Origin of the sequence: Gillisella vitis, assembly GCF_001541345.2 — a bacterium.
Classification (GTDB): Bacteria; Pseudomonadota; Alphaproteobacteria; order Rhizobiales; family Rhizobiaceae; genus Allorhizobium; species Allorhizobium vitis.
Map to the genome: position 1 here is coordinate 651,802 of NZ_LMVL02000003.1, position 20,614 is coordinate 672,415.

Here is a 20,614-nt window from a genome sequence, read left to right on the forward strand (position 1 = left end):
ACTGCTGTTTTTGGGAGCGCCAGGTTTCAATTTTCCCTGGCAAATTCCAGATCGAGCTGGGCTGATCCGCTCACGCAGACGCGGTTGCGCCCGCTGCGCTTTGCCTCGTAAAGGGCCGCGTCGGCGCGGTTCAGCAGGTCTTCCAACGAAACCGTTGCCGTGAGGCCTTCCGCTACGCCTAGACTGGCCGTTGTCACCTGGCCCCTGCCTTTGCCCAAGTGCGGGATGTTCATGCACTCGATTGACTGGCGGATGGCCTCTGCTGTGGCACAGGCGTCGTCGACATCGGTATTCGGCAGCAACACGAGCATTTCCTCGCCGCCGTAGCGGAAGGCGAAGCCTTTTTCACCGGCATTGTCGCGAATGCACTGGCTGACGGTTCGCAGACACTCATCCCCTTCCAGATGGCCGTGCACATCGTTGTAAAGCTTGAAGTCATCGATATCGAGCATAATGGCGCAAACACGTTTTGCCGGCGTTTTGCCTTTCCACATGTCGGTCGCAACCTGCACCAGAGAGCGACGGTTCAGCAGTCCGCTCAATTCGTCACGGGCGGCATTGTGTTCCAATTGCTGTTGCAGCAGGCCAGCGCGCAGCCTGTTGAGGAAATTCAATCGATCGGTATGTTCGAGAAAATAGGCACTGAGCGCCAGGAAAATCGCGATCGTGATGTAGAAACTGATCAGCCCGCTATAGGTGATGTCGTCGAAGGAGCCGTTCAGCTTTGCGGTTTTCAGCAGAACGCCGCACATCAGCGTCAGGCCGATCACCACGATATGAAACCGTGGCCGCAGCGCAATGACGAAGAACAGGAAGGCTGCGACATTGCCGTTCTGATAAACAAACATGTATGGGCTTTGGCTGTAGATTGCGACCGACATCGGCAGGAGAATGCTGAGTGTGCCAATTCCCAGCGACAGAAGTTCGTAATTAAGGGCTGTGCGCCAGCGTCTGACGGCAAGCACGCTGATAATTGCGAAAGGCGTGAAGATCCCGAAGCGTACGATTAGCAGTTTGTCGAACACATCGGCCATCATCGTCGCGTCACCGATGAAAACGGCGTCGTAGATAAGCGTGCCAACCACCGCCCAGAATGGTGTCAGTTTGACCCGATTGGCAACATATTCCTGAAGAAACTCCGCTTCTACGGCAGGGCTGAACCGCAACGCCGGGAAGCCGCGGGCAATTTGCCGGTCGATGGCTTCAAGGGATACGGTGGCCATTGCGGCTCTCCGGTTGACTAAGGGGAAACAAGCTTTCCGCATACGCCGAAATACCGCTTTGGAGAAGCGCCATCATCGAGAAACGTCAGAACAATTTAAAAAGTTTTGCCAAGACCTCATCGGGCACGCGGACAGTCCAGGATTTGGCTCTCAAGTCTATTGAATGAGACGGACCCTAAGCTTTTACTGCTGGCGTTTTTCTTATTCGGAAAAACCGGCTCCGGCCGTATCTGAAAAACTTTGTTTTAACCCCTAAAAACACAGGGTTAAGTTGCTATCCTGCATGAATTAACGGCATGTTGCATTGCAACTTGCCTTTTTTGCCGCCACGTCCTTTTATAGGGTGTCTATAGCCTGTCGCGTTCAAATGGAATCAGCTGAGCGATAACGGACATGCGGAAAACAAATAAAAGCGCGACATTGTTGAATCCAATAAATACGCCGCGCTTTAATGTGGAAGATTATTGTTTGTGATTTCCCTGGTGTCGGTTGAGGCGCAAAGAGCGGTTTCCAGCGAGCCAGGGTCATGGAATCAGGGTGGGTTGGATCGATATGACACCAGATGTACGTCCGCTTGTTGCGGGCAATTGGAAGATGAACGGAACCCGCGACGCGCTTGATCAGATCAAGGCGATGGCCGAAGGCGTGAAAGGGCCGCTCAGCGAAAAAGTGGACAGTCTGATTTGCCCGCCGGCCACGCTGCTTTACGTGGCAACCGCGCTCTGCGACGACAGCCCGCTGCTCATCGGCGCGCAGGATTGCCATCAGAATGCGTCCGGCGCCCATACCGGCGATATTTCGGCGGAAATGGTCGCCGATTGCTTCGGAACTCATGTCATTGTCGGTCATTCCGAACGCCGTACCGATCACGCAGAAACCGATCATCTGGTGCGTGCCAAAGCGGTTGCTGCCCATGCGGCCGGACTGACGGCCATCATCTGCATCGGCGAGACAGCCGATCAGCGCAAAGCAGGGCAAACGCTGGATATTCTCAAGCGTCAGCTCTCCGGTTCCGTGCCGGATGAAGCGCTTGCCGAAGATACGGTCATTGCCTATGAGCCTGTCTGGGCGATCGGCACAGGGGTTACGCCGACTGTCGCAGACGTGACCGAGGCCCACGCTTTCATGCGGGCCGAGTTGACGCGTCGCCTGGGCGATGAGGGTGCTAAAATGCGAATCCTCTATGGCGGTTCCGTCAAGCCCTCGAATGCCAGGGAACTAATGGGTGTTGCCAATGTGGATGGTGCGCTGATTGGCGGCGCAAGCTTGAAAGCCGCTGATTTCCTTGCCATATACGGTGTCTATTCGGATTTGACAGCCTGATCTTTGTTGAAAAGGGCTTTCTTTGCGGCGGCTCCTCGTGTAGAGAGCCGCCGAATGTTGTTTTGACTTGGCCCTACGTGGGCAGGATGGATCGTCCATGCAGACCGTACTGATCGTCATTCACCTCATAATCGTGATTTCGCTTGTCGGCGTCGTGCTGATCCAGCGGTCCGAAGGCGGCGGGCTTGGGATCGGCGGCGGCTCAGGCTTCATGTCGGCACGCGGCGCGGCCAATGCCCTGACCCGGACAACGGCTATTCTGGCGACGCTGTTTTTCATCACGTCGCTCGGACTTGGCATTCTCTCGCGCTTCGAGGCAAAGCCGACCGATATTCTCAATCGTATTCCGGCTGGCCAGCAGGCACCGTCCGGCAATATTCTTGACCAGCTGCCTGGCGCACCGGCGACAACTCCAGCGCCTGCCAATGGCGCTTCGACAGCGCCCGCACCGGCCCAGCCCGGCGCTGTTCCGACCGGCAACTGATCGGTCTGGTTCGTCTTCGCTCCGGCGGACTTAAACAGTCCGCCGGTTTTTCTTTGTGTGTATTGTCGCCGGTGTAAAAAAAACGCTGGCGGAATCAGAATCGAAACGGTATCCGGTGAAGCTCATGGCGCGATATGTATTCATCACAGGCGGCGTGGTTTCCTCTCTTGGTAAGGGAATAGCGGCTGCGGCACTCGGGGCTTTGTTACAGGCACGCGGTTATCGCGTGCGGCTGCGCAAACTGGACCCCTATCTCAACGTTGACCCGGGCACCATGAGCCCGACTCAGCACGGTGAAGTCTTTGTCACCGACGACGGTGCCGAGACGGATCTCGATCTCGGCCATTACGAACGCTTCACGGGGCGCTCAGCCACCAAGACCGATAACATCACCACCGGACGGATCTACAAGAACATTATCGACAAGGAACGGCGCGGCGATTATCTCGGCGCAACGGTTCAGGTCATTCCGCATGTCACCAACGAGATCAAGGACTTCATCGTTGAGGGCAATAGCGACTATGATTTCGTGATCTGCGAAATCGGCGGCACGGTGGGCGACATCGAGGCCATGCCTTTCGTGGAAGCCATTCGTCAGCTGGGCAACGAGCTGCCACGCGGCGCTGCGATCTATGTGCATTTGACGCTGATGCCTTACATTCCAGCGGCTGGCGAGTTGAAGACCAAGCCGACCCAGCATTCCGTCAAGGAATTGCAGGCTCTTGGCATTCATCCTGACATTCTGTTGGTGCGCGCGGATCGCGAGATTCCGGAGCCGGAACGTCGCAAACTGTCGCTGTTTTGCAATGTCCGTCCATCGGCGGTTATTCAGGCGCTGGATGTTGCCAATATCTATGACGTGCCCATGGCCTACCACAAGGAAGGACTGGACAATGAAGTCCTGGCCGCTTTCGGCATCGAACCGGCTCCCAAGCCACGACTCGATGCCTGGGAAGAGGTTTCCAACCGCATCCGCACCCCGGAAGGCGAAGTTACCATTGCCATCGTTGGTAAATATACCGGCCTCAAAGATGCTTATAAGTCGCTGATCGAAGCACTTCACCATGGTGGCATTGCCAACCGGGTGAAGGTCAAGCTCGAGTGGATTGAATCCGAGGTATTCGAGAAGGAAGACCCGGCGCCTTACCTCGAAAAGGTCCATGGCATTCTTGTGCCCGGCGGCTTTGGCGAGCGCGGGTCTGAAGGCAAGATCCTGGCCGCGCAGTTTGCGCGTGAGCGCAAGGTTCCTTATTTCGGCATCTGCTTTGGTATGCAGATGGCTGTGGTGGAAGCCGCCCGCCATCTGGCAGGTATCGAACAGGCCTCTTCGACTGAATTTGGTCAGACATCGGAGCCGGTCGTCGGCCTGATGACCGAATGGATGAAGGGCAATGAGCTTGAGAAGCGTTCTGCTGCCGGTAATCTTGGCGGCACCATGCGTCTTGGAGCCTATAAGGCTGCGCTGAAGAAAGATTCGCGGATTGCCGACATTTATGGCTCTACCGAGATTTCCGAGCGTCACCGCCATCGCTACGAAGTGAATGTGGATTACAAGCAACGGCTGGAAGACTGCGGTCTGGTCTTTGCAGGCATGTCACCTGATGGACTTCTGCCGGAAACGGTGGAATATCCCGATCACCCATGGTTCGTCGGCGTGCAGTATCACCCGGAACTCAAGTCCCGCCCTCTGGACCCGCATCCATTGTTCAAGAGCTTCGTGGAAGCGGCTCTGGAGCAAAGTCGGCTGGTCTGAGGCCGTCAAATATCAGGACAATACAGATAAAACCCGCCCGCAAGGCGGGTTTTTGTTTTGGATGGGGTTAAAGAAAGATCGCTGCCAGAGAAATTATTTCGCCACTCTATTGCAACTCATCACGATGGCAGTTCAGTAAGGTATTTCTAGCAAGAATGGGTTGAACTAGGACTATAACAAAATGAACACCGGACCGTCATTTCTTGGTTTTCCCGAGCGGCTCCCCGAGGGATGTAAACCCGAAATAGTGATTGTCGGTGCTGGTCACGGCAGCACCTATGCCGGACAGAATAGCGATGGTCATGCCTTGGCTCCAGATGCTATCCGCGTTGCCAGCCAGGAAGATGCGGGATTGATCGACCATTGGGATTTCGATCTTGGTGGTCCGCTTTTCGATAGCAAACCGGCTTGCTGCATCGATATCGGTAATATCCCGACCATCATGCACGATAATCTTGGCAACCGAACCAGAATCGAGGCGAAAACACGGGAGATCTTGGCGTCTTCGGCTGTTCCAGTCTTGTTGGGCGGCGATGATTCCATCCCGATTCCCTTTGTCTCAGGCTTTTCGCAGCAGGGGCCTGTCTGGGTGCTGCAAATTGATGCCCATATTGATTGGCGCGACGACAAAGATGGCGAACGATATGGCTATTCGAGCCCGATGCGCCGGATCAGTGAAATGCCGCATGTTGCCAGGATCGTGCAGGTTGGCATGCGTGGCGTCGGCAGCGCAGCTATTACCGAAATTGAGGCGGCGCAGCAGTATGGCAGTCGGATAATAACCTCTCGCACAGTTCACGCTCAGGGTATCGAAGCTGTGCTCCAGCACATCCCGGAGGGTGCGCATACCATCATCACTCTCGATTGCGACGGCCTTGATCCCTCGGTTATGCCGGGTGTGGCGGCTCGGACGCCTGGCGGTCTTACATATAACCAGGTCATCGAGCTGATCGCGGGGATCGGCAAGCGGGGAAGAATTGCCGGGTTCGATCTCGTCGAACTCTATCCTCCCGCAGACATTGATAACCTCTCCGCTTTGACCGCCGCCCGTCTTGTCGTCAATGTCATTGGTGCCATTGTTCGGCAGGGATGAAATTAGCACCAGCCGCTAAAAATTGAACTTTACAAACACAAAACCCCGGAGTTGCGCTCCGGGGTTTTGTTCATATTCAGATATTCAATCGCTGTCAGCTAAACCGGCCTGCGGCATGAGCGAGCATGGTATAAACCTTGCCGGTATCCGAGGTCAGATAGGACTGGGTGATCGACTTGTCGCGGTCGGTGCGAGCCACGTCGGACAGCAGCTTTTCGAAGTCGGCGATATAGCGGTCGACGGCGGTGCGGAATTCCGGTTCGCGGTCGTATTTACGCTTGATTTCATCAAAGGTCTGCTGGCCCTTCAGCGTGTAGAGGCGACGGGTAAAGACGTCACGCTCGCCGCGCTGGTAGCGGCGCCACAAATCGACCGAGGCATCGTGATCGATGGCCCGAGCAATATCGACCGAAAGTGAATTCAACGACTCGACCATATGGCGCGGGTTGCGGCTGTCATTGCTGCGCGGTGCTTCCCCAACTGGGCGAGCGGCTCGGGCAGGCGAGGTGATCGTCTGTTCCTCACGCGAAGCGCCTCGCAACAGGTCGCTGATCCAGCCGCCGGAGCCTTCGCCTGCAGCCGGTGCTGGCTGTTCGCTTTGCAGGCTGCCACGCAGGCCAAGCGGGCTGGCGGCAGGGCGTGTGGTTTGTTGAGGGGCTGGCGCTGCCGAAATTGCCGGTCGGGCAGGGACCGGAGCTGGTGCGGGCTGTGGGGCTGGAGCCTGGGCCTGAACCGTCGGCGCTGGGCGAACCGGTTGCGGCTGAACAGCAGCAGGGGCAGGCGCGGCAGCGCGAGGCGCTGGTGTGGAAATTTCCAGCTGCTGGGCACTGCGACCAACCAGTTGTGAAATATCCTGCAAGGCCTTGATCTGCTCGGCAACAGCACGACGCATGGCGCCTGCGCTTTCCTTGGCTTCTTCCGGCAGGTCGAAGGCGCCGCGTTTCAGTTCGGTGCGGGTCAGGTCGAGTTCCTGGCGGATTTCCTGGGCCGAACGACGGATCTCGTCGGTGGCACCGGAGAAGCGGCCAAGCGCATCCTCGACAGCCGACCGCACGGCTTCGCGCATCTGGTTGGCCGTGCCATCCGATTTCTGGCCGGCCTCGGCCAGGATACGGTCGACATCGGCGAGCGATGACGACAGGCCACCACGCAGACGGTTTGCCAACTCGCTGGAGCGCTTTTCCGCATCACCCAAGGTGCGCTCAATGGCGCGGGTGGCATCTTCACCAGCCGAAAGCAGTGAGTCACGCATGGAGCCAGCGGCGGATTTGGCTTTTTGTTCGGTCTCTCCGAGGATCTGGCCGATATCCGCAAAGGATGTTTCAATCCCCTGACGCAGGTTTCCTGCTACCTGGCTGGAGCGCTGCTCAGCCTGGCTGAAGGCGCCATCGACCATCGCGGCCAGCGACTTCATGGTATTCTCGATCTCTTCCGACCGCTTGACGATGCCGATGGACAGGTCGCGCAGGGCCTGCTGACGCTCTTCCAATGTACCGGCAAGGTTGGACTGCGCTGCACCAAGCAATTCGGATGCCTGACCAAGCACTTTCGCATGATCGCCGAACCGGCCGACAATGCCCGTCACCTGAGACAGGGCTTGGTTAGAGACATTGGACAGCCGTTCCAGATTGCTCTCCAGCAACCGGCCAGAGGTTGCCAAGACATCGGCGGCCTTGTGGGTGGTCGCGGCCAGGCGGTCTGTTGTTGCGCCAAACTGGCGGTCAGCATCGGCCATGGATTGGGTGGCCTGTTCGACGACTGCGTGCAATGTCTGGTTGGTTTCGCTGATCCGGTCGATCATCTCGCCAGCGCTGGATGTCAGGCTGTTTTCCGCAGCATTCATCTGGCGGGCGGCTTCGGCGGCACGGGCGGCCAGAGCATCAGCCAGCTTGGCATTTTCCTGGCGCAGGCTATGCGCACTCTGGTCGGCGGCCTGAGCGATCCGTTCGACGGCATCGCGGCCAACCTGCGCGTATTGCTCGACGGTTGGCTTGGCTTTTTCCTCGATCAGGCGTGCCAGTTCCGACGTGCGGCCTGAAAGCATCGAATTCAGCTCGCGGGTGCGCTCATCCAGAGTGGTGCGGATGGCATTGCCACGGGCATCCAGTGCCTTGTCGACGCTGTCCAGGGCGTCGGTCATGTCACCGGTTGTTGCAGACAGCGCGGCGCGGATCGCCGTGGCGCGTTCTTCCAGGGCCTTTTCGGCATCGGTCAACGTGCCAGCGATGGCGCCTGCCTTGGCAGTAATGGTGGCTTCGGCCGCCGAAACCTTGCTGACGATGGCATCGCCAGCGTCAGAGAAGCTTTGGGCAATCTGCGCGCCTTGGCCGGCGAGCCGGTTCTGGGTGTCGGAGATCCGGCGTGTGAGGTCTTCCGCCTGTTCGCGGACCGAACGGGTGAATTCCTCGTTGCGGGCATTCATGGTCTCGGAGAATTCCTGGCCGGTCCGGCCCAGCAATTCGGCGGATTTTTGCGCCTCACTGTCTATCTCACGGGTGGCGCCGATAACGGCTTCGCGCAACGATGAGGCGAGACCTGCGGCCTTGCCTTCGATGGTGTTGTTCACATTCTGCAAGCCGATATTCAGCGCGCGATCCATGGTCGACAGGCGCTCGTCGATAGCAGACGTGCGGCTGTCAAAGGTATCCGTGACGCGCTGTGTGGCGTCGCCCAGCGTCTGCTCGATCCGCTGGGTCGCATCGGTGGTAACGCGCTCCAGGTCGGAAACCTTTTCGGAGAGTTTGGCAGCAACATTGTCACCGGCATTGTTGACCTTGAGGTCGACGCCTTCGAGGCTGCCCTGAATACGCTGTTCGAGACTGCCAAGGCTGGTTTCGATCCGGGTGCCGGTTTCGGACAACCGGTTGGCGACGCCGTCCAGCGAGCCTTCAACCCGTGTGGAGAACTCTTCCGCCGTGCGGCTGATTTCGCGGGCAGCCTGACCGAATTCTCCGGCAATGGCGCCAGCCGAACCGCGCAGCCTGTCCTGAAGATCACGGCTTGAAGCGTCGATGGTGGCGCGCAGATTGTCCTGCTGCTCTTCCAGCGACATTTCCAGCATGCCAGCACTGGCGGCAATCGACGCGCCGATGGCCATGCCCTGTTCGTTCAGGGTTTCTTCCAACCCGCTACGGGCATTCTGCAGGGCATTGGTGATGGCATTGCCACGCTCGTCCAGCGTCTGACGCAGGCGATTGTGATTGTCTTCGAAGGTGGTTTCCAGCCGCGAAACACTGCCGGTAATGTCACTCTCGATCCGCGAGACGCCAGACCCCAATACCTGTTCAACCCGGTCGGTCGAGCGGCCAAAGACCTGCTCGACGCGGTCTGTGGATTGGCCAAGCGTTTCGGTCAAACGGCTGGAATGGGCTTCCAGTGACTGTTCAAGACGGCCCTGGTTTTCTTCATAGGCGGCCCTGATATCATCAGCCTTATTGCCGAAGGCGAGCGCCATGCGCAGATCGGCTTCCGTGGCGGTATCCATCACCTGGTTGATACGGCTGTCGAGCATTTCCGCCAGACGACCATGGTTAGCTTCATAGGCTTCACGGATCTGGTCGGCCTTGGAACCAAGCGCCTGCTGGACACGGCTATCGGCAAAGCCGACCGTTTCGATCAACTGGCCAAGCTTGGCATCAATGGTTCCAGCCAGTCTCGCTTCGCTATCTTCATAGACAGAGCGGATCGAATCGACCTTGCTACCCAGTGCAAACTCGATGCGCATATCGGCTTCTGCCGCCACATCGCTGAGCTGCTCGACCTTGCTATCAAGGGTCTGTGCGAGGCGGGCCTGGCCCTCCTCATAGACGGCGCGGAGCTGGTCAGCCTTGGAGCCGAAGGCTTGCTCGATACGGCTGTCGGCAGTGCCGAGTGTCTCGGTCAGAGCGCCGAGCTTGGCATCGATTGTGCCGGAAAGGCGCGTTTCGCTCTCCTCGTAGACAGCGCGGATCGTGTCCATGCGATTGCCGAGCGCCAGTTCGATGCGCATGTCGGCATCGGAGGCGGCGTCGCTGATCTGCTCAATCTTGCTGTCGAGCGTGCGAGCGAGACGGGCTTCGCTTTGCTCATAGGCGGAGAGAACCTGATCGGCCTTGGTGCCGAACGCCTGTTCAATACGGTTGTCGGCATTGCCCAGTGTTTCCGTCAGGGCGCCGAGCTTAGCGTCAATGGTGCTGGAAAGGCGGCTTTCACTCTCTTCGTAGACAGCGCGGATCGTGTCCATGCGATTGCCGAGCGCCAGTTCGATGCGCATGTCGGCATCAGAGGCGGCATCGCTGATCTGTTCGATCTTGCTGTCGAGCGTGCGAGCGAGACGGGCTTCGCTTTGCTCATAGGCGGAGAGAACCTGATCGGCCTTGGTGCCGAACGCCTGTTCAATACGGCTATCGGCATTGCCGAGCGTCTCGGTCAGGGCGCCAAGCTTTGCATCGATTGTGCTGGCCAAACGGCTTTCGCTGTCTTCGTAGACGGCGCGGATCGTGTCCATGCGCGTGCCGAGAGCCAGTTCAATGCGCATATCCGCATCGGATGCGGCGTCGGTGATTTGGTCGATCTTGCTGTCGAGCGTGCGGGCGAGACGGGCTTCGCTTTGCTCATAAGCCGAGAGAACCTGATCGGCCTTGGTGCCAAATGCCTGTTCAATGCGGTTATCGGCATTACCGAGTGTCTCGGTCAGAGCGCCAAGCTTGGCATCGATTGTGGTGGCCAAACGGCTTTCGCTGTCTTCGTAGACGGCGCGGATCGTGTCCATGCGGTTGCCAAGCGCAAGCTCGATGCGCATATCGGCCTCGGTCGCTGCATCGGTAATCTGGTCGACCTTGCCGTCGAGCGTACGGGTGAGGCGCGCTTCGCTTTCTTCATAGGCCGCACGGATCGCATCTGCCTTGTTGCCGAAAGCAGCCTCGACACGGCTATCGACGACCAAGGCCGTCTGTTCGAGTTGCTCGACCTTGGCATCGAGAACCGATGTCAATCGCTCATGGTTTGTTTCATAGGCGGCGCGGATCGCATCAGCCTTGTCGCTGAGGGCGGCCTCAATGCGGGCATCGGCACCATCGGCGGCCTCGATGATCGTCTGTGCCTTGCGGTCCAGCGTGTCGGCCAGACGGCTTTCGGAGGAAGTGACAGCTTCGACAATGCCGGAAGAGGCATTTTGCAGCAGGTCGGAAATGCGATCATGGCTTCCGGTGAGCTGGTTGATCACGGCTTCCGAGCGGCTGCCCAGCGTTTCGTCGAACCGGGTCTGGCTAGTGTTGAGGGCTTCGGTCAAGGCTGTGCCACGTTCGGCCATGATCTGGTCGATGCGGCTCTGCGCGTTAGAAATGGTTTCGTCCAGTTCGCGGCGGCGGCGCTCGAGAGCCTCCGCCAGTTCCCGCGAATGGCTGGAAAGGGCTTCGGTCAACGCCTCCTGATTGCCGCCAAGGGTTGCGGCCAGCGCGAAAGACTGATCGGTCATCGTATTGCCGAGACGGTCGATCGATGTGGTCAGCATGCCGTCAATGGCTTCCGAGCCACCCGCCATGGTTTCGTTGATGCGCAGCAGGCTTTCGTTCAGCTTGCTGTCGAGTGTGCCGGCGCGCTGGTCGAAGGCGGTGGCGAATTCGGTCATCCGGTCGTCGAACGTGGCGTTGATCTGGCCAATCGTTGCCTGCATCCGGTCTTCAAACAGGCCGGAGCGAATGTCGATATCGACAAGCGCATCTTCCGCATTGGTCTGCAAGCTCTGGCGGAAGGAAACGGACTTTTCTTCAAGAGAGGCGTTGAGGCGAGACAGCGCGCTATCCAGACTGCCGCTGATCGTCGCTTCGCCCTGGGTGAAGCTCTGGGCGATTTCACGTGTGCGGGCAACCAGTGTTTCGTTCAACTGGCGGGCGCGGTCGTTCAGCGCTGCATTGAGCTTTTCGGTATTGGCATCCAGCGTCGAGGCGCGAGTCTCGAACTGGCGCAGGATTTCTTCCCCATGGCTGGACATCGAGCCGGTGAGAGCCTGTAAACGGGTGTCGAATTCGCTCGACAGCGAGAATCCGGCGGCTCCCAGCGTCTGGACCATTTCGTCGGTCTTGGCGGTCAGCAGCGAACCGAGTGTCGTGGCAGCGGTGTTGGATTTCTCCATGATCGTCGCGGCGCGCATATCGATCATCGAGGCAAAAGCTTCGCCTGAGGTCGCCAGGCGAATGCCGATTTCCTCTGTCGCCAGCGACAGGTCTTCCTTCAACTGGTCATGGGCGCCGACGATGGAAGAGCGGATGCGGTCGGCATGGTTGACGATGGCGTCGCGTTCCGCCGACAATTCCTGCACGAGGCTGCGAACCCGAAGCTCGTTATCGGTATAGCTGCGCTCCAGCGCCGTCACCTCGGAATGAACCAGGGTTTCCAGCTCGGTGGCACGAGCGATGGTGCGCTCGATGCCCTCGTTCATCGCCGAGACTTCACGGCGCACGGCCTGACCGACTGACATGATCCGCTCGGAGGCGACTGTTTCCGGCTCGGACAGGCGTAAGGCGACTTCCGCCATGGAGCGGGCGGCGTTGCGCATGTCCTGTGCCCGCGACATCATGATGGCAAAGGAAAAGAACACGAAGATCGGCAGAACCGTGCCGACGAGAATGGCGATAATGCCTGGATTAGCGAAAATGGCGGCCACGCCGCCGCTCCAGATCTGCGAGCCATACAGCAATTGCGACAGAGCCAGGCCGCCGGCGCCCCAGAGCAACGATACGATGGTGGCATTGCGCAGCGCGCCGCCCATCGAGCCGCCGTCAAGCGATTTCAAAACAGCGGATGAACTGCGGCGGGACGCATCATTGGCAGGTGCAAGGGCAGGGGATTTGGGCGCAGGATCGGTGGGCGTAGCGGAGGCGGGTTTGGGGGGCTTTGCGGCTTTCGCCTGGGCAGCGGCACGCACTCGGTCTTTTTCTAGGGCACTCGTGTCGGCTTGCGGCATGGATGGCCGTGGTGCAGGCTTGGTCTGTCTCGGTGTATCGGACACTTTTGCCTCCGCCGCTGCAGGCGCGGGGCTGCGCACCGGCGTATCGTCTTCTTCCTCGAAGTCGATCCTCAGGGCTGCCTCGAGGGCCTGGAAAGCGCTATCGTCAATCGACTCGCTTGTCTTTTTGGTCGCCATAGGTACGCCTCGCTTACGCCTACTCAGGCCGCATTGCCCGACCGGATTGCTTATAAGGCCCGGCAAACGCAGCAAACACCTTAATCATCCAGTCCCCGCACCCATTTGGCCGGTTTTCCCGGCCATCCGGACTGAATTTTGGCAGATCTCGCTGGATTTGCGCATAATTCCCTAGTCTGCAATGGTCATCCATAGCACTCTAGGGACTAGCAGCAAAGCCTTGAGGTCATCTGCCTTTCTACCCGTTCCGTAGTGACACATTCCAGATACTGTTACAATTAACGGCACGGCTTATCCCAAAGAGATATCAGGCTTATTAACACAATTTAAAGGATCCCAGGTCGTGAAAACACATAATCTGACGGCCTTTAACGGAAATTAACCATAAGTAGAAATATCCGCAGGCGTCTGGCCCGAATTTAACCCCAATCCCACGATTGACAACCATCCTGAATATGAGAACCGTATCATAACAAAAAGGATCGTAAGGGTCATGGCTGCCGTCAATATCGCTTTCGAAGCTCCAGAAGTACAATCCGGACTGAGCCCGTCCAAGGCAAGACCGATCGATCTGGTCCATCTTGCCACGCAGACCATGGGCGACAAGGCCTTGGAAATCGAGGTTTTACAGATGTTTGCAAAGCAGGCACGCAGCTGTCTGCAAGGGCTTGCCAACGCATCCGCCGATCCGGTTGCCATTGCTCACCGCCTGAAGGGTGCTGCCAGCGCCGTCGGCGCGTTCAAGGTGGCAGAAGCTGCTGCCGAAGTCGAAGGCAAAGGCCCTGATGCAGCCCGGATTGCGGCGATTACCGCAACTGTGGTTGAAGCCGAGCATTTCATTCTGAAGCTTTGCCGTATCTGAACGGTCGTGAAGTATCCGCGCCAGTCAAGGTTTACAGGTTGCTATGCACCGGTTGACTGGTGTGCGGATTTGTCAGAAGACTGCGCGCCTGACGGCTGCGCCGGCCGCTGATATCAGCGGCCTTGTTCATCCGGCCAGAGTGTCGTCTTTGTCTTCATCGCCGCGACGTGCTGACTGTTGCGTGCGGCGTGCTCTTTAAAGCCCCGGATAGATCCCATGACCCAGTTGACCATTGTCGCCTTTGATGGCACCCGCTTTGACCTTGATGCCGCCGATGGCTCGACCGTGATGGAAAATGCCGTGCGCAATTCTGTTCCCGGTATTGATGCCGAATGCGGCGGCGCCTGTGCCTGTGCCACCTGTCATGTCTATGTCGACGAAGCCTGGGTAGAAAAGACCGGCGGTCCGGCGCCAATGGAAGAGGATATGCTGGATTTCGCCACTGATGTTCGGCCCAATTCCAGACTTTCCTGTCAAATCAAGATCGGCCCGGCGCTGGACGGTCTTATCGTGCATGTTCCCGAGCGACAGGGATAATCAACTCATTCGCTTTTCTCCTGTGAAAATGGCGCGACTTCTCACAGAGATCTATCGAAGACGCTGGATCAATCAGTCGTGATGGGCTTGCGTCTTCGTGTAGCGATACTTCAGCAGCCGCATGATCCGGTCGTTGAAATTAACCGCTTCGATGCGATCGAACCGCAACTGGTCAGCGTCGTGTTCCTGCGTTACCTGATCCGTCAACACTGAGACCTCTTCCTGTAGTTCTTCACAGGAGGTGGCGCTGGGCAGAGCCTTTAACTTTTGATCAAGGTCGCGGGCGTGCTGCACGGCGATTTCAGCGTGGCGCGATTCATGGCGATTGATATCGGCCGATAGCGTATCCCAGATCAATCCCAGTTGCGGATTGGCCGAATGGCGGTTTTTCCAGCGCGGCACAATGACCTTGATGGACACCGTCACCTTGATATTGCCAATGGCACAGCGACCGTCACGGCGAACATAGTCCATGGTGCCGCCAAATCGGATGCGGGTCGCGCCCGGGTGGCGGGTTCCTGTGCTGACCGTGTGCGGGCCTTTGCGCTCCAGTTCGTGGTCGAGATCAGTCGCTGTCCGTCCGCCAATCGGGAAATAGACGGTCGATTTGCGGACAATGGTTTCCGCCTGCGCCATGCCTGCCGTGCCGATGACCGCGAATACCATGCCGGAGACAATCACGCGGGAGACGAGCGCGGCACAAACCAGAGTGCCTTTTCTTTTGGTCATTGAACGTATCCACGACATTGAACTTGGTCCCGGTTTGAGGCATACAGCGCCGACATCGACTTGATGTGCCAGCCATTCTGAACAACCCTTGTTTTTCAAGGTGATCTTCACTGCGAATTTCAGCCGTTTCAAGGAAAGGCCGCATAAATCCCCGAACCCGACCGGATTTAAGGAAATATGCAGCTGGCATAAAGTGTTACGGCCAGTCTAGTTGCCTTGTATATGGCGCCCTGCGTCGTATCCGGCAACGGTCTTTTCTGCAAGGCATGGGGAAACAGCGTGAAGATCTCAAATCAGCAATGGCATCTCGCGCGTGGCCGCAGCCTGACGCTCGGGCCTCAGGCTCGGTTGATGGCGATCGTCAATGTGACACCGGATTCATTTTCGGATGGTGGCGCCCATTCCAGCCGTGACGAGGCCCTGCGTTTTGCGCTACAATGTCTCGAGGAGGGTGCCGATATCCTCGATATCGGCGGCGAATCGACCAGGCCAGGTGCCGATGCCGTCTCTGTCGCCCAGGAACAAGACCGAATCCTGCCGGTCATCGAAGCATTGGCACGCGAAACCAATGCGCTGATTTCGGTAGATACTTATCGGGCCGAGACCGCGCGGCTGGCACTGGCCGCCGGTGCCCATATCGTCAATGATGTGCATGGTTTGCAGCGTGAGCCGGAGATTGCCGATGTGGCTGCTGCAGCCGGGGCAGGGCTCTGCATCATGCATACCGGTCGAGGCCGCGACGTGCTGGCCGATCCAATTGCCGATCAGTTGCTGTTTTTCGAAAGCTCGCTTGCTATCGCCCGTAATGCAGATGTAGCAGCGCAGACGATTGTGCTCGATCCCGGATTCGGTTTTGCCAAGGAAACCGTGGAGGCCAATATCGGTCTGATGGCGCGCTGTCATGAATTGCTCGATCTTGGCTATCCGCTGTTGGTGGGGACATCGCGCAAGCGCTTCCTCGGCACATTGATCGGGCGCGACGCCACGGGGACCGGGCGCGACGCGGCGGGGCGCGATGCGGCAACGGCGGCAAGCTCGGTTCTGCTAAGGCTACAGGGGGCTGCCATATTCAGAGTACATGATGTAAGGACAAATCGCGATGCCTTGGCAGTAGCGGATGCAATGCTAACCATGGCCCCCGATGACGGGCCCGCCGCGCAGGCGCGGCTGCGGGAAGGACGGATCGATGGCTGAGACCTATACAATCACACTGAAGAATTGCGGGTTTTTCGCCCGGCACGGCCTGCATGAGCAGGAGAAATTTCTGGGCCAGCGGTTTTTCATCGATGCCGAACTGGAGCTGCGGTTTTCTTCGGCTCTGGAAACCGATGAACTGGCTGGAACGGTGGATTATGGCGTAGCCTTCAACCTCATCGAAGAAATCGTCACCGGCAAGCGGCGTTATCTGATCGAGGCTTTGGCGCTGGATATCGCCAAATCGCTCTGTGAGAGGTTCGAACAGATTCTGCGTGCGAAAATCACTGTGCGCAAGCCGAGCGCGCCGATTACCGGCATGCTCGATTATGTCGAGGTTTCCGTTGACCATCATCGATAAGCGCGCCCCGGTGATCGCAGCGCTCGGGCTGGGTGGCAATATCGGCGATCCGGCGCATGCCATGGCAGCAGCATTGAAAGCCCTGGATGAGCGCCCGGATTGTACGGTGTTGGCGGTCTCGCGGCTTTACCGCACGCCGCCCTGGGGGAAGCTGGATCAGGCGGATTTCTTCAATAGCTGCGCGCTGGTGCGCACCACATTGCCGCCATCCGCGCTGCTTTCGGTCTGTCTGGAACTTGAGCGTGTGATGAAACGCGAGCGTCGGGAGCGTTGGGGCCCGCGCACGCTCGATATCGACATTCTGCTCTACGGTGACCAAACTATCGAGGAGGATCACCTGTCAATCCCGCATCCGCGCATGGTGCAGCGAGCTTTCGTCCTTCAGCCGCTCTGCGATATCGGCAGCGACCTCGTGGTAGAGGGCAGATCGGTGGCAGATTGGCTAGGGCAGGCGGACGCCCATGATATCGTCGTCGCCGATACCGATCCACTCTGGTGGAAGAGGACCTGAATGCAAAAACCCGGCAATCTCTCGATGCCGGGTTTGAAAACTGTTACCGCCATTGAAAGTCAGTTTATTTCTTGATTGAGCCGACGGCCAACTGGTCAACCTGGCGGTTGAGCCGCAAACCAATGACCGGGATCATCCGGTCTTCGACCTTGACGGAAATAGTGACGTTCATGGCCTTTTCGTCTTCGATGCTGGCCACCATCGCGCCGTTCAGTTTGGCGCGGTTGATGCCCATGACCACCTTATCGCCATTCACCTGGCCGGAGATGATGTCGAGGCCCTTGCCTTCCGCACCGTCGAGGAACTGGCCGCTATAGGCGCCGCCCTTCATTGAAATCACCGCATTCATCGGCTGGGAAAACACGCCGACCCGGCACGTCCCGCCCAGCTTGATGCCAGCCTCTGCACCTTCGACAGGCTCACCCGTCAGATTGCAATTGAATTTTGTACCCTTGTACTTTCCAGCGACGATTTCGCCGGGTCCGCTCCAGACGCCGGAAACGGATTCGAAGAACTGGCGATCCTTCTGGGCAGCATCGGCAACGCCTGCCGGAAGGGCAATGGCGCAGGCAACGGCAAAACTGCCGAGTAGCAAAGAGAAACGGTGCGGCATCGGCTTTCCTTGGCGTAATCGACGAACACTTGGTTGCTGATTTATAATGCCAGGATGGTTAATATTTCCTTAGTTGCCACGGTTTCAATGCGGTTTGCGCCCTTTATCCCACAAGAGATGTCTTGAAGAAGGTTTTTCTGAATTTGTAAGGTTTACAATGCTTTGCTGTCGGGAGTGATGGCCGGTTTTAGCGCTGGCATAAAGTCTCCAATGCCTGGACGTCTTAACGCTTTGAACTCCAGGGGTCGGCAGAGGTCCATGGCGGCAATACCGATTCTCGCCGTCATCAGCCCGTTGATCACCCCTTCGCCAAGCCGTGCCGACAGCCGTGAGGCAAGGCCGTGACCCAGAACTTGTTGGGCAAGGCCATCGCCAATGGCAATCGATCCGGTCACGGCCAGATGGGCAAAGACATCGCGCAAGAGCCTCAACATGCCGATGGAGCCGGGGCGGCCTCCATAAAGTTCGGCCATGGCGCGCACCAGACGCACCACTTCAAACAGCACATAGGCAAGATCGACAAGGGCGCGTGGGCTGACGGCGGTGACCACAGACACCCGCTTTGAGGCATTGATAATCAGGCTTCGCGCTTTGGCATCCAGAGGTCCCAACAATTCCCGCTCGGCCAAGGCAATCAGATGCGGGGCATCGATAATGTCGTTTTCCGCAGCCTTCAACACGCTCCGGCCTCGCGCGGTTTCCGCCCGGTGCTGGGTCAGGTCTTCGACCTCCTTGACCAGTTTGCGTGCTTCACTGGCTGTACCCTGCAAGGAAAGTACGCTGGCGCGCTGTTTAATGGCCTGCACGGCATTCAGCCGGTAAATGCCGGCCAGTTCCCGGATCACCACGACTGTCAGCGCCAATAGGCCGATGCCCAGCAACGTTAGCGCAGTATAGCCAAGCCAGTCGGCGCGGGTGAAAAGATCGCGGATCAGATCGTCGATCCAGAGACCGATGGCGAAGGAGGCAAGCGCGCCGAATGCTGCACCGGCAAGCTTGCCGAAGGAAAAGCGGCGCTTGGCGGGTCTTGCAATTGGAACGATGGCCTCGTCTTCGCTCAAGCCTGCCAGGAACGGGTCTTCAGCATCGGGCGTGATCGTCACATTGGCATCGAAACTTTTCGGCGCGCGCCTTTGCGGCTCCGGCGCCTCGACAAAAGGCGGGCGGGCAGGGGAGGAAGATGGTTCCTCAAGCGAAAAGGCCGCAGGCCTGCGTGGCATCGGGTGTTGATCTTTTGGTGTTTCGCTCATGCCAGACGGTCTCCGAGGAGAAATTGCAGGGCGCGGTCGAGCCTGATGTGCGGAATGGACAGCTTTATGCCGCCGCCAGTTTCGTCCAGTTCCGGCGGGCGAAACCGGATAATGTTGAGATCCGGCCCGGTGTCTTTTCCGGATTTTGCCGCGTGAAACAGGCTTTCGATATTATCCGGCAGGTCGCCGGGAAAGACCGCTGTCTTGCGGTTGCCATCGAAGCGCTCATTGCCGATGGTTTCACCCTGCATCGGCGTGCCGACAACGACTGGCAGCAGATGACCATCCTGCTTGACGGTTGCCTCGCGCGTTGCCCGCACCGAGGCCAGGGCAACCACTTCGATGCCCGCGCCCGCCATGCCGATGGAAGTGATCGCCCCATCCACCAGGCGTCTGGTGACGGCCTGCAATTGCTCATGGCTTTCATGGTGCAAATGATCGGCCTTGGTGGCGGCCACCAGAACCTTGTCTATCCGCCGTCCAAGCAGACCCCGTAGCCAGCTGGAACTGCCAGGGCGAAAACAGGTCAGCACATCGGCCAGCGCCCGTTCCAGATCCTGCACGGCTTCCGGTCCGCGATTGATGGCCTGAAGCGCATCCACAAGAACGATTTGTCGGTCGAGGCGGGCGAAATGTTCACGGAAGAACGGTTTGACCACCACGCTTTTGTAGGATTCGAAACGCCGTTCCATCATGGCGCGGAGCGAACCCCTGACGATCTTGGTGTCCGGCTTCAGCGCCAGCGGTGCAAAGGTCAGCGCAGGCGATCCATCGAGATCGCCCGGCATCAGGAACCGGCCAGGCGGCAGCGTCGAAAGCGACCGCTCGTCGGCCTTGCAGGCTTTTAGATAGTCGGCAAAGGCCTCCGCCAATTGACGGGCCGTGGTTTCGTCGGCGGGTGCGTCCGGATCGACCCGGTTTGCCAATCCCAGCCAGCGCGCCGACAATTCCTTGCGGATACCGGTTTGGGCCAGTTCCACCGTATTGCGGCTGAAGGTCTCATAATCCTGAGCGAGAAGCGGCAGATCCAGCAGCCATTCGCCGGGATAATCGACGATATCAATGGCGAGCTTGCCGGAGGAAAATATTCGGCCCCAGCTGCTGGCACTCTGATATTCCACCACCAGCCGCAGTTCTGAAATGGCCCGGGTAGAACCCGGCCAAACCCGATCGCGGACCAGAGCGCGAATATGGTCTTCATATTGAAAGCGCGGCACGGCGTCATCCGGCTGCGGCTCCAGCGTGACGCGGGAAATCCGGCCTGATTGCAACGGCTCAAACAAGGGCAGGCGACCGCCATTCAGCAGATTATGAACCAGCGATGAGATGAAGACGGTTTTGCCGGCCCGCGACAGGCCCGTGACCCCTAGACGGATCGTTGGATACAGCAGGTTCGAGGCCCGGTCGGCAAGATTGTCGAGCGCGATGCGGGTCTCGTCTGTAAAACTGGTCATGGATGGCGGCACTGGGCAATGGTCCTGTTGTTTGCCTGCATATAGGGTGTGCGCCAGCGGATTGAAGGCCCAGCGAATTGAAGGCTTGAGTCTAAGACCGTTGC

The 20,614-nt window shown here is 58.4% G+C and carries 15 protein-coding genes; 9 read left to right on the forward strand and 6 right to left on the reverse strand.

The features are described 5' to 3' along the window. Positions 1 to 26: 26 nt before the first annotated feature. Entirely contained in the window at positions 27 to 1,223 is a 1,197-nt protein-coding gene (locus ASB66_RS13220) for a GGDEF domain-containing protein (RefSeq protein WP_060715515.1), read from the reverse strand. Positions 1,224 to 1,775: 552 nt separating this feature from the next. On the opposite strand from ASB66_RS13220, the gene tpiA reads away from it, so the two are divergent. The 4 genes from tpiA (at position 1,776) to ASB66_RS13240 (ending at position 5,876) form a co-directional block, all read left to right on the forward strand. Continuing rightward, positions 1,776 to 2,546, forward strand: coding sequence for a triose-phosphate isomerase (gene tpiA / locus ASB66_RS13225; protein ID WP_060715982.1), 771 nt, complete (start codon positions 1,776 to 1,778; stop codon positions 2,544 to 2,546). A gap of 97 nt (positions 2,547 to 2,643) precedes the next feature. Next, complete coding sequence (gene secG / locus ASB66_RS13230; protein WP_060715514.1) at positions 2,644 to 3,030, forward strand: preprotein translocase subunit SecG; 387 nt, start codon at positions 2,644 to 2,646, stop codon at positions 3,028 to 3,030. 124 nt (positions 3,031 to 3,154) lie between these two features. Further along, positions 3,155 to 4,783 (forward strand): CTP synthase, encoded by a 1,629-nt coding sequence (locus tag ASB66_RS13235; protein ID WP_060715981.1) that lies wholly within the window; start codon positions 3,155 to 3,157, stop codon positions 4,781 to 4,783. 181 nt (positions 4,784 to 4,964) lie between these two features. After that, positions 4,965 to 5,876, forward strand: coding sequence for an agmatinase (locus ASB66_RS13240; RefSeq protein ID WP_060715513.1), 912 nt, complete (start codon positions 4,965 to 4,967; stop codon positions 5,874 to 5,876). Positions 5,877 to 5,970: 94 nt separating this feature from the next. Here the strand turns inward: ASB66_RS13240 and ASB66_RS13245 are convergent, their stop codons facing one another. After that, on the reverse strand, positions 5,971 to 12,999 hold the full coding sequence (locus ASB66_RS13245) for an apolipoprotein A-IV repeat region-like domain-containing protein (RefSeq protein WP_114386599.1): 7,029 nt from the start codon (positions 12,997 to 12,999) through the stop codon (positions 5,971 to 5,973). Between the two features lie 493 nt (positions 13,000 to 13,492). On the opposite strand from ASB66_RS13245, the gene ASB66_RS13250 reads away from it, so the two are divergent. Continuing rightward, positions 13,493 to 13,861: an Hpt domain-containing protein gene (locus tag ASB66_RS13250; RefSeq protein ID WP_015916025.1), complete on the forward strand. Its 369-nt coding sequence runs from the start codon at positions 13,493 to 13,495 to the stop codon at positions 13,859 to 13,861. 216 nt (positions 13,862 to 14,077) lie between these two features. After that, on the forward strand, positions 14,078 to 14,398 hold the full coding sequence (locus tag ASB66_RS13255) for a 2Fe-2S iron-sulfur cluster-binding protein (RefSeq protein WP_060715511.1): 321 nt from the start codon (positions 14,078 to 14,080) through the stop codon (positions 14,396 to 14,398). 72 nt (positions 14,399 to 14,470) lie between these two features. Here ASB66_RS13255 and ASB66_RS13260 read toward each other — a convergent pair whose 3' ends face one another. Next, positions 14,471 to 15,127 carry a DUF922 domain-containing Zn-dependent protease gene (locus ASB66_RS13260; RefSeq protein ID WP_060715510.1) on the reverse strand — a complete coding sequence of 219 codons (657 nt, stop codon included), beginning with the start codon at positions 15,125 to 15,127 and terminating at the stop codon, positions 14,471 to 14,473. 279 nt (positions 15,128 to 15,406) lie between these two features. Here ASB66_RS13260 and folP point away from each other — a divergent pair, with 279 nt between their 5' ends. Genes folP through folK form a run of 3 tightly spaced genes read left to right on the forward strand, consistent with a single transcriptional unit; the run spans position 15,407 to position 17,193 of the window. Further along, entirely contained in the window at positions 15,407 to 16,321 is a 915-nt protein-coding gene (gene folP, locus ASB66_RS13265; RefSeq protein ID WP_060715980.1) for a dihydropteroate synthase, read from the forward strand. Then, positions 16,314 to 16,682, forward strand: coding sequence for a dihydroneopterin aldolase (gene folB / locus ASB66_RS13270; RefSeq protein ID WP_060715509.1), 369 nt, complete (start codon positions 16,314 to 16,316; stop codon positions 16,680 to 16,682). Before folP ends, folB begins: the two co-directional genes overlap by 8 nt. Beyond that, entirely contained in the window at positions 16,675 to 17,193 is a 519-nt protein-coding gene (gene folK, locus ASB66_RS13275) for a 2-amino-4-hydroxy-6-hydroxymethyldihydropteridine diphosphokinase (protein WP_272940005.1), read from the forward strand. Before folB ends, folK begins: the two co-directional genes overlap by 8 nt. A gap of 64 nt (positions 17,194 to 17,257) precedes the next feature. Here folK and ASB66_RS13280 read toward each other — a convergent pair whose 3' ends face one another. The 3 genes from ASB66_RS13280 to ASB66_RS13290 all read right to left on the reverse strand — a co-directional run bounded on the left by ASB66_RS13280 (position 17,258) and on the right by ASB66_RS13290 (position 20,522). After that, the gene (locus ASB66_RS13280) at positions 17,258 to 17,806 is read right to left on the reverse strand and encodes a hypothetical protein (protein WP_015916186.1); all 549 of its coding nucleotides are present in this window, start codon (positions 17,804 to 17,806) and stop codon (positions 17,258 to 17,260) included. 152 nt (positions 17,807 to 17,958) lie between these two features. Beyond that, on the reverse strand, positions 17,959 to 19,056 hold the full coding sequence (locus tag ASB66_RS13285) for a YcjF family protein (protein ID WP_060715507.1): 1,098 nt from the start codon (positions 19,054 to 19,056) through the stop codon (positions 17,959 to 17,961). Beyond that, the gene (locus ASB66_RS13290) at positions 19,053 to 20,522 is read right to left on the reverse strand and encodes a YcjX family GTP-binding protein (protein ID WP_060715506.1); all 1,470 of its coding nucleotides are present in this window, start codon (positions 20,520 to 20,522) and stop codon (positions 19,053 to 19,055) included. The genes ASB66_RS13285 and ASB66_RS13290 overlap by 4 nt, the downstream gene beginning before the upstream one ends. Positions 20,523 to 20,614: the final 92 nt, after the last annotated feature.